The 14,505-nt window shown below is 70.8% G+C and carries 13 protein-coding genes; 7 read left to right on the top strand and 6 right to left on the bottom strand.

The window, feature by feature from the left end:
- Positions 1–101 precede the first annotated feature (101 nt).
- Positions 102–1,979 carry an amino acid transporter gene (locus LPA41_RS22805; protein WP_229072783.1) on the top strand — a complete coding sequence of 626 codons (1,878 nt, stop codon included), beginning with the start codon at positions 102–104 and terminating at the stop codon, positions 1,977–1,979.
- A gap of 79 nt (positions 1,980–2,058) precedes the next feature.
- Here the strand turns inward: LPA41_RS22805 and LPA41_RS42485 are convergent, their stop codons facing one another.
- Complete coding sequence (locus LPA41_RS42485) at positions 2,059–4,113, bottom strand: serine/threonine protein kinase (protein ID WP_304523791.1); 2,055 nt, start codon at positions 4,111–4,113, stop codon at positions 2,059–2,061.
- Between the two features lie 313 nt (positions 4,114–4,426).
- Entirely contained in the window at positions 4,427–6,037 is a 1,611-nt protein-coding gene (locus LPA41_RS22785) for a methyl-accepting chemotaxis protein (RefSeq protein ID WP_229072781.1), read from the bottom strand.
- 175 nt (positions 6,038–6,212) lie between these two features.
- Here LPA41_RS22785 and LPA41_RS22780 point away from each other — a divergent pair, with 175 nt between their 5' ends.
- From LPA41_RS22780 to LPA41_RS22755, 6 genes are all read left to right on the top strand, one after another.
- Positions 6,213–6,743: an RNA polymerase sigma factor gene (locus LPA41_RS22780; RefSeq protein ID WP_229072780.1), complete on the top strand. Its 531-nt coding sequence runs from the start codon at positions 6,213–6,215 to the stop codon at positions 6,741–6,743.
- Positions 6,740–7,393: a hypothetical protein gene (locus tag LPA41_RS22775; RefSeq protein ID WP_229072778.1), complete on the top strand. Its 654-nt coding sequence runs from the start codon at positions 6,740–6,742 to the stop codon at positions 7,391–7,393. The genes LPA41_RS22780 and LPA41_RS22775 overlap by 4 nt, the downstream gene beginning before the upstream one ends.
- A 51-nt stretch (positions 7,394–7,444) precedes the next feature.
- Positions 7,445–7,939, top strand: coding sequence for a flavin reductase family protein (locus LPA41_RS22770; protein ID WP_229072777.1), 495 nt, complete (start codon positions 7,445–7,447; stop codon positions 7,937–7,939).
- Positions 7,939–8,343 carry a superoxide dismutase, Ni gene (gene sodN / locus LPA41_RS22765; protein ID WP_229072776.1) on the top strand — a complete coding sequence of 135 codons (405 nt, stop codon included), beginning with the start codon at positions 7,939–7,941 and terminating at the stop codon, positions 8,341–8,343. Before LPA41_RS22770 ends, sodN begins: the two co-directional genes overlap by 1 nt.
- Before the next feature lie 143 nt (positions 8,344–8,486).
- Positions 8,487–9,596, top strand: coding sequence for a hypothetical protein (locus LPA41_RS22760; RefSeq protein WP_229072774.1), 1,110 nt, complete (start codon positions 8,487–8,489; stop codon positions 9,594–9,596).
- A 34-nt stretch (positions 9,597–9,630) separates the two neighbouring features.
- Positions 9,631–11,109: an FAD-binding oxidoreductase gene (locus LPA41_RS22755; RefSeq protein WP_229072773.1), complete on the top strand. Its 1,479-nt coding sequence runs from the start codon at positions 9,631–9,633 to the stop codon at positions 11,107–11,109.
- A gap of 38 nt (positions 11,110–11,147) precedes the next feature.
- Here LPA41_RS22755 and LPA41_RS22750 read toward each other — a convergent pair whose 3' ends face one another.
- Genes LPA41_RS22750 through LPA41_RS22735 form a run of 4 tightly spaced genes read right to left on the bottom strand, consistent with a single transcriptional unit; the run spans position 11,148 to position 14,445 of the window.
- Positions 11,148–12,080 carry an ABC transporter substrate-binding protein gene (locus LPA41_RS22750; RefSeq protein ID WP_229072771.1) on the bottom strand — a complete coding sequence of 311 codons (933 nt, stop codon included), beginning with the start codon at positions 12,078–12,080 and terminating at the stop codon, positions 11,148–11,150.
- 24 nt (positions 12,081–12,104) lie between these two features.
- Positions 12,105–12,779 (bottom strand): ABC transporter permease, encoded by a 675-nt coding sequence (locus LPA41_RS22745; RefSeq protein ID WP_229072769.1) that lies wholly within the window; start codon positions 12,777–12,779, stop codon positions 12,105–12,107.
- A complete protein-coding gene (locus LPA41_RS22740) occupies positions 12,776–13,429 on the bottom strand; it encodes an ABC transporter permease (protein ID WP_229072767.1) in 654 nt (217 codons plus the stop codon). Before LPA41_RS22740 ends, LPA41_RS22745 begins: the two co-directional genes overlap by 4 nt.
- Positions 13,426–14,445, bottom strand: coding sequence for an ABC transporter ATP-binding protein (locus LPA41_RS22735; RefSeq protein ID WP_229072765.1), 1,020 nt, complete (start codon positions 14,443–14,445; stop codon positions 13,426–13,428). The genes LPA41_RS22740 and LPA41_RS22735 overlap by 4 nt, the downstream gene beginning before the upstream one ends.
- Positions 14,446–14,505 lie beyond the last annotated feature (60 nt).

Genomic DNA, 14,505 nt, shown 5'->3' with positions numbered 1-14,505 from the left:
TGACAGTCGGCTGCTCGGACTTTCACGTTTTATTAACGCCTGGTGGCAAGCGTCCAGCGGTCCGGGCGATGAAAGATCTTGGGAGGACTGGAAGGACGCGCATGACCACGGTACGCGGATGGATGCTCGAAGGGCTCGACGAACGCACGGAGGAGCCGGCCGGGAAACCGCACAGCTGGTGGCGGGTCATGTGCCTGACTGGCGTCGACTACTTCTCGACGCTCGGCTACCAGCCGGGTATCGCGGCGCTCGCGGCCGGGGTGCTGTCGCCACTGGCGACGCTGGTGCTCGTGCTGGTGACACTGCTCGGCGCGCTGCCGGTCTACCGGCGGGTGGCCGCGGACAGCCCGCACGGCGAGGGTTCGATCGCCATGCTGGTCCGGCTGCTCTCGTTCTGGAAGGGCAAGCTGTTCGTGCTCGTCCTGCTCGGCTTCGCGGCCACCGACTTCATCATCACGATCACGCTGTCGGCGGCGGACGCGACCGCGCACATCGACGAGAACCCGTTCTGGCCGGAGTCCCTTCGTGACCAGCATGTCTTCGTCACCCTGCTGCTCATCGCACTGCTCGGCGCGGTCTTCCTCAAGGGCTTCACCGAGGCGATCGGCATCGCGGTCGCACTTGTCGGCGTCTACCTCGGCCTCAACGTGATCGTCATCGGCGACGCGTTGTGGGAGGTGGTCACTCACCCGCGCGCGGTCACCGACTGGACGCACGCGCTGACCACGTCGCACGGCAGTCCGCTCGCGATGGCGGGCATCGCTCTGCTGGTCTTCCCGAAACTCGCGCTCGGCCTGTCCGGCTTCGAGACCGGCGTCGCCGTCATGCCGCACATCAAGGGCGATCTGCGCGAACGCATCCGGGGTGGCAAGCGGCTGCTCACCGTTGCAGCCGGGATCATGAGCGTCTTCCTGTTGACCAGTAGCGTCGCAACCACCGTGCTGATCCCGGCGCAGGAATTCCAGCCGGGCGGCGAGGCGAACGGGCGGGCCCTTGCGTACCTCGCGCACCAGAACCTGGGCAATGTGTTCGGCAGCATCTACGACGCCGCGACCATCGCTATCCTCTGGTTCGCCGGCGCCTCGGCCATGGCCGGTCTGCTCAACCTCGTCCCGCGCTACCTGCCGAGGTTCGGCATGGCGCCGTCCTGGGCACGGGCGGTGCGCCCCCTCGTACTGGTCTTCACCGGTGCGGCGTTCCTGATCACGTGGATCTTCGACGCGGACGTGGACGCACAGGGTGGCGCGTATGCGACGGGCGTTCTCGTCCTGATCACCTCAGCAGCGGCGGCCGTGACCCTTTCCGCCCATCACCGGGGCCAGCGTGGCCGTACCTGGGCATTCGGCGCGATCACGGCGACCTTCACCTACACGACGGTGGCGAACGTGATCGAACGGCCGGACGGCGTGAAGATCGCGGCCTGCTTCATCGCGGCGATCGTGGTGGTCTCGTTGCTGTCGCGGGTGTTCCGCTCGTTCGAACTGCGAGTCACCTCGATCGACGCCGACCCGGTCGCCGAGGCCTTCCTCGCCGAGGCCGGCAACCGGCAGATCCGTCTGATCGCCAACGAACCGGAGGGGCGCGACGCCCGGGAGTACTCGGCGAAGCTCACCCAGATCATCGCCGACAACGACATGACCGACCAGCGCGACGTGCTCTTCGTCGAGGTCACCGTGCGCGACGCGTCGGACTTCGAGACCGAGCTCCACGTGCGTGGCGAGCTGCGGCACGGCCGGTACCGGGTGCTGACCGTCGAAAGCTCATCGGTGCCGAGTGCCCTGGCCGCGCTGCTGCTCTGGGTCCGTGACACGACGCACCGGCGGCCGCACGTGTACTTCGAATGGACCGAGGGCAACCCGGTGGTGAACTTCGCCCGCTACCTGATTTTCGGCCAGGGCGAGGTGGCCCCGGTGACCCGCGAGATCATCCGGCAGGCCGAGCCCGACCGGAAACGCCGCCCGCACGTCCACGTCGGATAGGCATTTCAAGAGATCGAGTCGGGAGGTGTGAATGGGACAGCGCAGGTGACTCGTTGGCCGGGCGGAGCCGGGTGCAGGATCAGCTTGGGGACGGGGAGGGCAGGGGGCCGCGGTCGACGAAGCTGAAGGTTGACAGGGGGTCGGCGTCGCCTACCTCCTGGACGAACAGTTCCTTGCGGTCGGTGCTCCACTGGACGTAGCCGTACGCCTCGTTGTAGAGCCAATAGGTTGGCCGTTTCCGATCGTCGGCTCCGCCGCTGCGGCGTAGGGAGAAGACAGTCGCCTCGGTGGGCGTGCACTCCGCCGGGGACAGGTGTGATCCGACGTCGGGGACGACTTTCACACCTACGCAACGTTCGAAGGCCGGGTCGTCCAGCGACCGGATCATGTAGTCGACGCCGAGGGGGTCGAGCTGGAAAAGAGACTTCGTGCCCGTGCCGTCGCCCGTTTCGACCTCGGACGAGTGCAGCTCCAACTCCAGGTCACGGTCTATCTCGGCGACGTGGATGAGCGTCTGCCGGTTTCCGCGCAGGATCGCCGCCAGACGCTCCTCGGGGGTCACCGGCTCCTCGGTCACACGCGACCCGCCGGACGTCGAATCCACTGTGGGCGATGGATCCGACGTTCCACCGGCGAGTTGCTCCTCCGGCAGGTAGCGAACCGCGGCACCGATGCCGCCGCCGGCCAGGACCACGGCGACCCCCAGGGCGAGGAGTGCGGGTTTGCGTCTTTTGCGGCGTACGGGCGGAGAGCCGTCCGAAGCGGGAACCGGCACTCCGGTTCCCGAGTAGGGCGCGGGTACACCAGCGAAGGCGGCACCATCACCCGACCGATCGGCGCCGAACGACGACGAGTCCGGACCCGACGCAGACAAGCCCGAGGCCGGCGACGACGGGCCGGGCGACGGCAGGCCCGGCGACGACGGGCCGGGCGACGACAGGTTCGGGGTCTGCGACGAGGGGCGCTGGGCCGGCGACGACAAGCCTGGGGCCTGTGAGCGCTGTGCCGGAACCGGAAAGCCTAAGGCCGGCGGCAACGCGTTCGGGGCTCCGGCGGGAGAAGGCGACGGCCCGGACGGTGGGGTCGAAGAGGAAGGGGACCACGGCACGGACGGTGGAGTCGAAGCGGAATCGGCCGGCGGGGCCGGGATAGGTCCGGGCGGCGAGGCCGAGCTGGCGGGGCGGGCCGGCTCGTGACTGGCGGGCGTGGGCGACGCAGCAGGGCCGGTGGCTGACGAGGGGGCGGGACGGGCCGGCGACGGGATCGAGGCGGGGCGGGAGGGCGACGGGGACGCGGCGGGGCGGGAGGACGTCGCGGGGGCTGAGGCCAGGAGGAGGTCGAGGAGGTCTCGGGCGGTGGGGCGTTCGGCCGGGTCCTTGGCGAGGGCCTGTTCCACGATGCCGGCCAGGGAGTCGGGTACGCCGTTCAGGTCCGGCGGCTGGGTGAGGATGCGCATGGCGGTGGCGGCGGCGGATTCGGCGGCGAAGGGGGTGCGGCCGGTGGCGGCGTAGACCACGACGGCGCCCCAGGCGAAGATGTCCGCTGCCGCGGTGACGGGGCGGCCGTCGATGGGGTCGAAGCGTTCCGGCGCCATGTAGGCGACCGTGCCGACCATCTGATCGGTACGGGTGTGCTGGCTCGTCGCTTCGAAGGCGCGTGCGATCCCGAAGTCGATCACCTTGATGCCGCCGCGGGCGAAGAGCACGTTGCCCGGTTTCAGGTCGCGGTGGATGACGCCCGCGCCGTGGATCGCGGTCAGCGCCGTGGCCACGCCGACGGCGACGCTGTGCAGGGTGGCCCCGGTGAGCGAGCCCTTCTCCCGGATCTCGGCGGCCAGGCTGGGGCCGTCCACGTATTCGACGACGAGGTAGGGCGGCTCGTGGTCGGGGTCGGCGTCGAGCACCTCGGCCGTGGAGAACGGGGGAACCTGCTGGGCGCGGTTGACCTCGCTGCGGAAGCGGCCCCGGAACTCGGCGTCGGCCGCGTACTCCGGGCGCACTGTTTTGATCGCCACCGGCCGGCCGTCCGGGTCGCGCCCCAGGAAGACGGTGCCCATGCCGCCCTCGCCGAGCCGGCCGACGAGCTCGTACGGGCCGAGCCGGGACAAATCCCCCGGCCGTAGCGGCATGCTCATGTGACGTTCTCCCCTTCCCACGCCGCACAAGCGACGCGCGGAGTCTACTCAAGCCGCGCGACCCCGCCCGATCTTGGTGCGCGGGGGTCTGAGCAGCGGACGCACGGCGGATGAGCGCCAGATACACGCCGCGAGCAGCAACCCACGAAGGGTGACAAAAGCGAGCAGCAGGCGCGCGGCGAGCAGGCAGGCGCGCGGCAAGCAGCAACGCACGATGGGTGAGAGAGCGAGCACCCAAGCCCACGGCGACCAGGCCAAGCACACCGGGAGACAAGGCGGCGCGGGGAGCCGGAGAACGGTAGGGAAGCGGGGGCTAATAGACGAACCGGGAGACGGCGGCCTGGAGTTCGCTGGACATGCGGGACAGTTCGGCGGCCGAGCGCTGGGCGTCGCCGACCGATTCGGCTGTCGTCCGGGCGTTCTCCGCGACGCTGGTGATGCCGTTGTTGATCTCGCCGGTGGCGTTGGCGGCCTCGTTGACGTTGCGGTTCATCTCCGCCGTCGTGGCGCTCTGTTCCTCGACCGCGGAGGCGATCGTCGTCGTGTAGTCGCTGATGTGGCCGATGATCTCGCTGATCTCGCCGATCGCCGCGACCGCCTGGTTGCTGTCGTTCTGGATGGCCTCGACGCGGCGGGCGATGTCCTCGGTGGCCCGGGCCGTCTCCTGGGCCAGGTCCTTGACCTCGCCGGCGACCACGGCGAAGCCTTTGCCGGTCTCCCCGGCGCGCGCCGCCTCGATCGTCGCGTTCAGGGCGAGCAGGTTCGTCTGCTCGGCGATCGCCGTGATCACCCGGATGACGTCGCCGATCTCGCGGCTCGACTCGCCCAGGGTCGCGATCGTCTGGTTCGCCGACGCGGCCACGCCGACCGCCTTGCCGACCACCTCGGCTGCCGCGTTGGCGCTCTGCGCGATCTCGGCGATGGCCGCACCCATTTCTTCGGAGCCGGCCGCGACCGTGGTGACGCTCAGCGACACGTCGGCGGAGGCGGCGGACACCCGGCGGGCCTGTTCGGAGGCAGTCGCGGCGCCTTCGCTGATCTGGTTGGCGATGGTCGAGGTCTCCTCGGCCGCGGCGGCGAGGCTGTGCGCGGCGGCACCGACCTGGGACACCACGTCACGGGTCTGTCCCTGTGCGCGGGACAGCATCTGCGCCATCTGGCCGACCTCGTCACGGCCGGCGACGTCGACGGTGCCGGTCAGGTCACCGTTGGCCATCGAGGTGAGCGTCTTCTTGACCCGTTCCAGGCGCCGGACGATGTAGCGGGCCACCATCAAACCCAGGAAGATCGCGGCGAGGACGCCGACGACAAGGACACCGATCTGCGTACGCTTGGCTGCGGCTGCCGAATCGGCGCTCTCCGCCGCCAGCATGGCGGCATGGTCGAGTTGCGCGGTGTTCTCAGCCTCGAGCGCCTCCGAGGCGACCGTCATGGTGGGCAGGATCGTCTCCCGGTAGGCCGCCCCGAATCGGGTGGTGGCACCACGGTTGGCGAGCGGGAGAAGGATGTTCTCACTGTCGGAGCGCAGTTTGTCGAACGCCGCCGCGAAGGTGTCGACATTCTCGACGCTCGCCGCCCCGGGGCGGTATGCCGCCAGCCCGTCCTCGACCTGCTGTCCCCGCTTGGCGATCTCGCCCTGCAGCTTCTCGCGAGTGGCTGCGGACGCAACGCCGTACTCCAGGTACCGCGCCCGGACCGCCTGCAGATTGCGCTGCACCGCGGCCAGCTGGGTGAGCGGGGCGACATTGTCGGTGTAGAGGCGGTTGTTGCGATCACCGAGGTTCTCGATGGCGGCCAGGCCGGTCAGGCCGACCAGGACTGCCGCGATCGCGGCGACCCCGATGCCTGCCTGGATCTTCGCGTTGACCCGCAGGTCGGCGAACCAGCCGCCCCTGCCCGCCGCTCCACCCTGAGCGTCACTCATCCCGAGCCCTCACCGATTCGTGCCCATCACCAACGGGTTGCCCTGTCCTCTGTTCGGCAGCTCCCGGGTGTCGCTGAGCGGAAATGGCCCCGCCGCGCCAGCAGAATCGCCCAGGCGGGACGTCGACGAGGCGAAAGCTACGGCTCGCTGCCGGACATACGGTGAGGTGGACCTTGTGAACGTGGACGCACGCCGGGCGCGGTTCGAGGCGGTGGCGCCCGCGGTGATCGACGCCGTGCGGCGTTACCTGGCCCGGCGCACGGATCCGGCGACGGCCGACGACGTGCTGTCCGAGACCTTGCTGATCTGCTGGCGGCGGCTGGAGGCGATGCCTGACGAGCACGTGCTCTGGGCGTACGGCATCGCCCGCAATTGCCTCGCCAACGCGGACCGTGGCCGGCGCCGCCAGGCGCGCCTCGCGGCCCGGATCGCCCGCCTGGATCCGCCGCGCACCGTGAGCGAACCGCCCGCCGGGGACGACGGTCTGACCGACGCGCTTGCCGGCCTACGCCCGGAGGAGGCCGAGCTGCTACGCCTGTGGGCGTGGGAGGACCTCTCGCCGGCGCAGATCGCGGTGGTGCTCGGGGTCTCGGTGAACGCCGTCAACATCCGGCTGCACCGGGCACGCACGAGCCTCCGCGAGCAGCTGCGAAAGCGCGGCGGCGCCGCCGGACATGAGGAGTCGACGAAGGGGAGACGGCGATGAGCGACGACGACCTGCGAGCCCGGCTGCGCCACGCGGATCCGGCGGCGTCCGTGGCGCCGCCTTCTCCCGATGAGATCGCGCGACTCGTGGAGACGACTGTGACGAATGTTCCCGTGGTGCGCCGGCGGCGGCACTATGCCCTGGCCGCGGCGGCCCTCGTGCTGGTCGCGGCGGGCGCCGGCTGGGCACTGACCAGGCCGGCAACGAACCAGCCGACAGCGAACCAGACGACAGCGAACCAGACGGCGGCGAACCGGACGGCGGCGAGCGAGCCGGCGACGGACGGACGGGACGAGCCGCGGACGGTGCGCATCAATGCCGCCGCCGGCATCCGGGCCAAGTGTGTGGAACCCTCGGCGGAACGCCTCGCGGCGGCGGCGGATCTGGCATTCGAGGGTACGGTCACCCGCGTCGAGAACGCCGTGGTGACGATCGACGTGTCCCGGGTCTTCCACGGTGCCGAGGCCGATGTGGTGCAGGTCGCACAGGCCGGCGAGACGTCCGAGCAGTTGACCGGCAGCGGCCGTTTCGAGCAGGGCGGACGCTACCTCGTGGCGTCCTCGGAGGGCACCGTGATGATCTGTGGCTACAGCGGTGAGGCGGGCACTCCAGGCCTGCGTGACCTATACGGACGGGCCTTCCCGGGCTGACCCGCACGGCGGTCTTGACCTCAAGTCAGGTTGAAGTTTTACCGTTCCCGGGTGTTCGATACCGAGACCGGCCTGGACGAACTGTTCAAGGCCGCCTTCCGGCGCTACCCGACCGGCGTCGCGGTGATCACCGCGTGCTCGCCGGACGGGCCGGTCGGCCTGACCGCCTCCAGCGTGGCGTCGGTGTCGGTGACGCCGCCCGCCCTGTCGTTCTCGGTGATGGGCTCCCGGTCGGCCCGGGCGATCGTCGCCGCGCCCAGTTTCGTGGTGAACCTGCTCGGACCGGATCACGCCGCGCTGGCGCACGACTTCGCCCGCGCCGGCCGGCCGCGTTTCACACCCCAGCAGGGCTGGGACGTGCTGCCCACCGGTGAGCCGGTGCTGCCCGGCGCCCTCGCGACGATGCGCGGCGAACCGCTGCACCGGATCCCGGTCGGCGACTCGACAGTCGTCATCGCCACGGTCCTGTCGGTGGACCTGGGCAGTGGCGGCGGCCGGCTGGTCCACCACGACCGTACATTCATCACTCACGAAGGAACCCGCTGATGCGTCTCCCCCGTTTCCTCACCCCGCGCACCCTGGTCAGCGCGCACTGCGACCTGCCGTGCGGCGTCTACGACCCGGCGCAGGCCCGGATCGAGGCCGAATCGATCAAGGCGCTGGCCGAGAAGTACCAGGCCAGCTCCGACCCGGAGTTCCGGACCCGGGCGCTGATCATCAAGGAGCAGCGGGCCGAGCTGGTCAAACACCACCTGTGGGTGTTGTGGACCGACTACTTCAAGGCGCCGCACTTCGAGAAGTACCCGCACCTGCACACCCTGTTCAACGAGGCCACGAAGCTGGCCGGGGCGGGCGGCGCGAAGGGCTCCGCCGACCCGGAGGTCGCCGACCGGCTGCTCGCCAAGATCGAGGAGATCTCGAAGATCTTCTGGGAGACCAAGCAGGCCTGATCCGGGTCGCCGGTTGACCGGAAGATGACCGGTGCCCGCCGCCGGGATGAACCGCTGCCGACCATTCGCGGACGCGCGTTCACCCGGCGCCACGGGTATGTCACCCTGGCCTCTCAACGGATCTTGATGATCGTGGGGGAGACATGGCGCGACGCGTGTTCCTGCACGTCGGCGCGCCGAAGACCGGCAGCACCTACCTGCAGAACGTGCTCTGGAACAACCAGGACGCGTTGAAGGGCGCCGGCATCCTGCTCCCCGGCTACTCGTGGGCACAGGACCAGGCGATGACCGACCTCCGCGAGGTCGAGTGGCGCGACCCGCGAGCCGTCTGGACCTGGGACATGCTCGCCGCCGAAACCCGCAGATGGGACGGCGACGCGATCGTCAGCAGCGAGGCTCTGGGCGGGGCCACCGCCGAGCAGGCGGCCCGCGGCGTCGCGGCGTTCGCACCCGCCGAGGTGCACATCATCGTCACCGGCCGGGACCTGTGGCGGACGTTCCCGTCGATGTGGCAGCAGAGCGTCCGGGCCCGCAACAAGTGGCGGTTCTCCGAGTTCCTGACGGCCGTCGAGGAGGGCCGGTTCGAGACGTTCTGGGACATGCACACCCCGAACCGGATGCTCAAGAAGTGGGGCGACCTGGTCCCGCCCGCCCAGCGGCACCTGGTGACGGTGCCCGGCCCGGGGGCGCCGCACGACACCCTGTGGAACCGGTTCGCGGGCATCGTCGGCATCCCGGACGGCGTCTGCGACCTCGAGGACCCGACCGCGAACCCGTCACTGGGCGCCGCCGAGATCGAGGTGCTGCGCCGGGTCAACGAGGCGCTCGGCGACAGGTTCCCGCACCGGACGCCGTACCAGCTCGTGGTGCAGCGGCACCTGGTCAACGCGGTGCTGAAGAACGGGCGCAACGACGTGCGGTTCGGTGTCGGGCTGGACCGCGCCGAGTGGGTCGCCGGCCTGGCCGAGCAGCAGATCGAGGAGCTGCGGGACTACCCGTGCCACATCGTCGGCGACCTCGACGAGCTGCGGCCGGCGCGCTCGCACATGCGGGAGACGACCAGCCCGGACGAGCTCGACGACTCCCGGATCCTGACCACCGCGATCGAGACGCTCGTCGGCATGCTGGAGCATGCCGACGAACTGACGCGGCAACCCAACCCGGACGGCGTACGCGCCCTCGAACTGCTCCGGGTCCGCGCGGCCGGCAAGCTGCGCCGCACGTTCAAACGGGTGGCGTCGGCCCGACGGTGACTCCCGGGCGGCCCGGCCGGTGTTCGCTGACACCATGACGAACCATGAAGGCGTGCATCGCCGCGCCGTCCTCGGCCTGCTCGGGGCCACCACGGCAGCCACCCTGACGCCGGCCGTCCCGGCTGCCGCCGGGCCCGGCGCGGGACCGGAGCACGCGGAGCCGCACGGTCTCGCCGGCCGGGTGTACCGGCCCGGTGAGCCCGGTTACGCCGAGCACACCGCGACCTACAACCTGGTGCGGGCACCCCGGCCGGGGCTGGTCGTCGCCGCCGCGGACGCCGGGGACGTCCGCATCGCCGTACGCCACGCCGCCCGCCACCACCGACCCGTCGCCGTGCTCGCCACCGGTCACCAGCCGTCCGTCCCGATCGGCCGCGACGCGATCCTGGTCTCCACCCGTGACCTGCGGCGGGTGACCGTCGACGCGCGGCGCCGGGTGGCCCGGGTCGAGGCCGGCGCGCGCTGGCAGGACGTCGTCGACCGGACCGTCCCGGCCGGTCTCGCCCCGCTCGTCGGCTCGGCGGGCTCGGTCGGCGTGGTCGGCTACACCCTCGGCGGCGGCCTGAGCCCGACCCTGGGCCGCCGGTACGGCTACGCCGCCGACCACGTCCGCCGCATCGACGTGGTGACCGCCGACGGCCGGCTGCGCGAGGTCACCGCCACGTCCGACCCGGAGCTGTTCTTCGGGCTGCGCGGCGGCAAGAGCAACTTCGGTCTGGTGACCGCTGTCGAGTTCGACCTGTTCCCGGTCACCTCGTACTACGGCGGTTCGATCACGTTCGCCGGTGCGGAGGCGGGGCGGCTGCTGCACGCGTACCGCCGGTGGGTCCGCACCGTCCCGGACGAGATGTCGTCCTCGGTGGCCCTGATGCGGTACCCGGACGCCGACGGTCTCCCGCCGGCGCTGCGCGGCAAGGCCGCGGCCGTGCTGCGCGTCGCCTACATCGGCGACGCCGCCCGGGGCGCCGCGCTGGTGCGGCCGCTGCGGGACCTGGCCCGGCCGATCGCCGACACGGTGGCGCGGCAGCCGTACACCGCGTTCGGGGGCATCCACAGCGACCCGGTGGACCCGCTGCCCGCCTACGAGCGCTCCGGGCTGCTCCGCGAACTCGCCGCGGAGACCGTGGACACGCTCGTGAAGCTGGCCGGTCCGGACGCGCCCGTCCCGATCACCATCGTCGAGGTCAGGCATCTCGGTGGCGCGCTGGCCCGTCCGTCGCGGGCACCGAGCGCGGTCTCCCACCGGGACGCCGCGTTCTCGCTGTTCATGGCCGGTGTCGCCGGTCCGGGGCAGGCCGCCGCGACCCGGGCCGCCGAGGATGCGGTCGTCCGCGGGTTGCGCCCGTGGAGCACCGGCGGGCTGTACGTGAACTTCCTGAGCGCCGACGAGGCGAGCCGGGACGCGGTGCGGCACGCCTACCGTCCGGACGTCTACCGCCGGCTCCGCGCGCTGAAGCGGCGGGTCGACCCGGGCAACCTGTTCCGCCTGAACCACAACATCCCCCCGGCGTGAGGGGTGGCCGGCCCGGTGCTCCCGGGCCGGCCGTTCACTCAGACCAGGCCGTTCTCGGTGAGGAACGCCTTCGCCACGGTGGCCGTGTCCTGCTTGTCCACCTGCACCTTGGCCAGGTTCGCCGTCAGGTTCTCGGTGGTCAGCTTCGCCGACACCGCGTTCAGCGCGCCGGAGACCGTCGGGTTGTTCGCCTCGGTGCGGATCAGCGGCAGGATGTTCTCCGCCAGGTAGAGGCTCTTCGGGTCCTCGAGCACCACGAACTTGTTCGTCACGATCGACGAGTCGGTGGAGAAGATGTTCGCGACCTGGATGTCGCCGTCCTTCAGCGCGTTCACGGTCAGCGGGCCGCCGGCGTCGAGCGGCTTGAACTCCTTGAACTCCAGCCCGTACACCTCCTTGAGGCCCTTGAGACCCTGGTAGCGCTCGCCCCACTCGGGGCCGGCACCGATGACCAGCTTGTTCGCGACCGGCTGGAGGTCCGCGATGGTCTTCAGGTTGTACTGCGCGGCGGTCTCCGCGGTGACCGTCAGGGTGTCCTTGTCCTCGGCGGTGGCCTGCTCGAGCACCTCGGTGCCGGCCGGCAGCACCTTCTTCAGCGCACCGAGCACGTCCTCCGGCTTGCTGACACCCTCGGGGGCACCACCGGCGGAGAGGGCGGCGAGCAGGGCGCCGTTGTACTCCGGCAGCAGGTCGATCGAGCCGTCCTGGAGCGCCTTGAGGTAGAGCTCACGGGCACCGATGTTGAACGAGCGCTTCACCTCGACACCCTTGGCCTCCAGGGCCTGGGAGTAGATCTCGGCGAGCAGCTCGCTCTCGGCGAAGTTCGCCGAGCCGACGGTGACCGCGCCGCCGGAGGACCCGCCGGAGGTCGTCTCCTCGGCGAGCGGATCATCGTTGGCACCGCACGCGGTGAGGGAGAGGGCAAGGGCGAGGCCGGTGACGGTGGCACCGATCAGACGCAGACGGGACATGTGAAGCCTTCCGATGGAGATTTGTCAGGTGGCGGCACGCCGGGCCTGCCCGGACATGCCGGGCGAGACGACCCAGCGCTGCACGAGCGCGAGGAACAGGTCCAGGACGACGGCGAGCACGGCGACGACAATGGCGCCGGCCAGGACACGGGAGTAGTCGTTGACGGCCAGCCCGTCGATGAGCAGCCGGCCCAGCCCGCCCAGGCCGACCGAGGCGGCGACGGTGGCGGTGGCGATCACCTGCAGGGCCGCGCTGCGGAACCCGCCCATGATCACCGGCAGGGCCATCGGGAACTCGACCCGGGTGAGCACCTGCCAGGGGCGCATGCCCATCCCCCGGGCCGCGTCGACGACGCTGTGGTCGACGGCACGCATCCCGGCGTAGGTCGAGGTCAGGATCGGCGGCACGACCAGGACGGTCAGCGCGATCAGGACCGGCAGCAGGCCCAGCCCGAGCAGCGTGACCATGAGCATGAGCAGGCCGAGAGTGGGCAGCGAACGCCCCGCGTTGCCGGCGTTGATGGCCAGGAACGAACCGCGCCCGGTGTGCCCGATGTAGAGCCCGACCGGCAACGCGATGATCACCCCGAACAGCAGCGCCAGGGCCGAGTAGCCGAGGTGCGAGAGGATGAGCTGCGGGAAGCCGCCGGCCACGCCGAACTGCCAGTGCTCCGGGTCGAACAGGTAGGACAGGTTCATGCCGTACCCCCTCGCTGGAACCGGGCCCACGGGGTGACCGCGCGCTGGATGAGCACGATGACCAGGTCGGCGATGCCGGCGAGAGCCACCGACAGGATGATGCCGACCAGGATCGGCTCCAGGTAGAACAGCTGGAAGCCGCGGGTGAACAACTGGCCGAGACCGCCGACGCCGATCAGGGCGCCGACGCTGACCAGGCTGATGTTGGCGACCGTGGCGACCCGCAGGCCGGCCAGGATCACCGGCAGCGCCACCGGGAGCTCGACGTCGATCAGCCGGCGGAAGCGCCGGTACCCCATCGCGGTGGCGGCCTGGGTGACCGTCGGGTCGACCGAGCGCAGGCCGTCCGCGACGGTCCGGGCGAGCAGCGCCACCGTGTAGATGGTGAGCGCCACCACGATGTTGATCGGCGACAGCACCTTGGTGCCCAGCAGCACCGGCAGGAAGACGAAGAGCGCCAGCGACGGGATCGAGTAGAGCACCCCGGACGTGTTGACCAGCGGGTGGTAGAGCCACGTGAACCGGACACCCAGGTAGCCCAGCGGCAGCGCGATCGCGAAGCCGAGCAGCACCGGCAGCAGCGCCAGCCAGATGTGCTGCTGGAGCGCGTCGAGCACGACCGCGGAGTTGTTGTTCAGATACTGGATCATGCGGAGGCGCTCTCCCGCCGCCGCGCCACCAGGTGATCGGCGAGGTCGTGGTGGCTGACGATGCCGTCCGCCCGGCCGTCGGCGTCCACCCGGACGGCTATCCCGACCGGGGAACTGATCGCCAGGTCGGTGACGACCCGCAGCGAGTCGGTGACCTGGAAGACCCCGCCGAGATCGCCGACGGAACGCCAGGCCACCGGGCGGCCGGCGTCGTCGAGCACGAGGTCCGGGGCCTCCGCCGGGGGACGCACCGGAAGGGCGGCCGCCGAGTCGAAGGAGAGGCTGCGCAGACCGCGGTCGCGGCCGACGAACTCGGCCACGAAGTCGTCCGCGGGCTTGGTGAGCAGGTCCTGAGGCGTGCCGAACTGGGCCAGGATCCCGCCCTGCCGGAGCACCGCGACCCGGTCGCCGAGCTTGATCGCCTCGTCGATGTCGTGGGTGACGAGCGCGATCGTCTTGCCCAGGTCCTGCTGGAGGCGGAGGAACTCGGCGTGCAGCTGACCACGCACCACCGGGTCGACCGCGCTGAACGGCTCGTCCATCAGCATCACCGGCGGGTCGGCGGCCAGCGCCCGGGCCACGCCGACGCGCTGCTGCTGACCGCCGGAGAGCTGCGCCGGGTAGCGCTTCGCGAACTCCTCGCTGAGCCCGACCCGCTCGAGCAGGCCGATCGCCGCCGCCCGGGCCTCCCGGCGGGTCTTGCCGAGCAGCACCGGCACGGTGGCGACGTTGTCCAGCACGGTGCGGTGCGGGAAGAGGCCGGCGTGCTGGATGACGTACCCGATGCCGCGCCGCAGTTTCGCCTCGTCCTGACCGGCCACGTCCTCGCCGTCGATGAGCACCCGCCCGGAGGTGGGGCGCACCATCCGGTTGATCATGCGGAGCGACGTCGTCTTGCCGCACCCGGACGGCCCGACCAGGGCGGTCAGCTTGCCGGTCGGCAGCTCGACGGTGAGGTGATCCACGGCCGTGCTGCCGCCGGGATAGACCTTCACCACGTCGTCGAATGTGATCATGCTGCTCCTGGCGGTCGATCGTGAATACTGCTATTCATACTTGCGTTGTAGTGAATAGGA

It is taken from the genome of Actinoplanes sp. DH11 (assembly GCF_020873875.1).
Classification (GTDB): domain Bacteria; phylum Actinomycetota; class Actinomycetes; order Mycobacteriales; family Micromonosporaceae; genus Actinoplanes.
The sequence above is the reverse complement of the archived record's forward strand: the minus strand, read 5'-3'. Positions and strand labels throughout refer to the sequence as shown.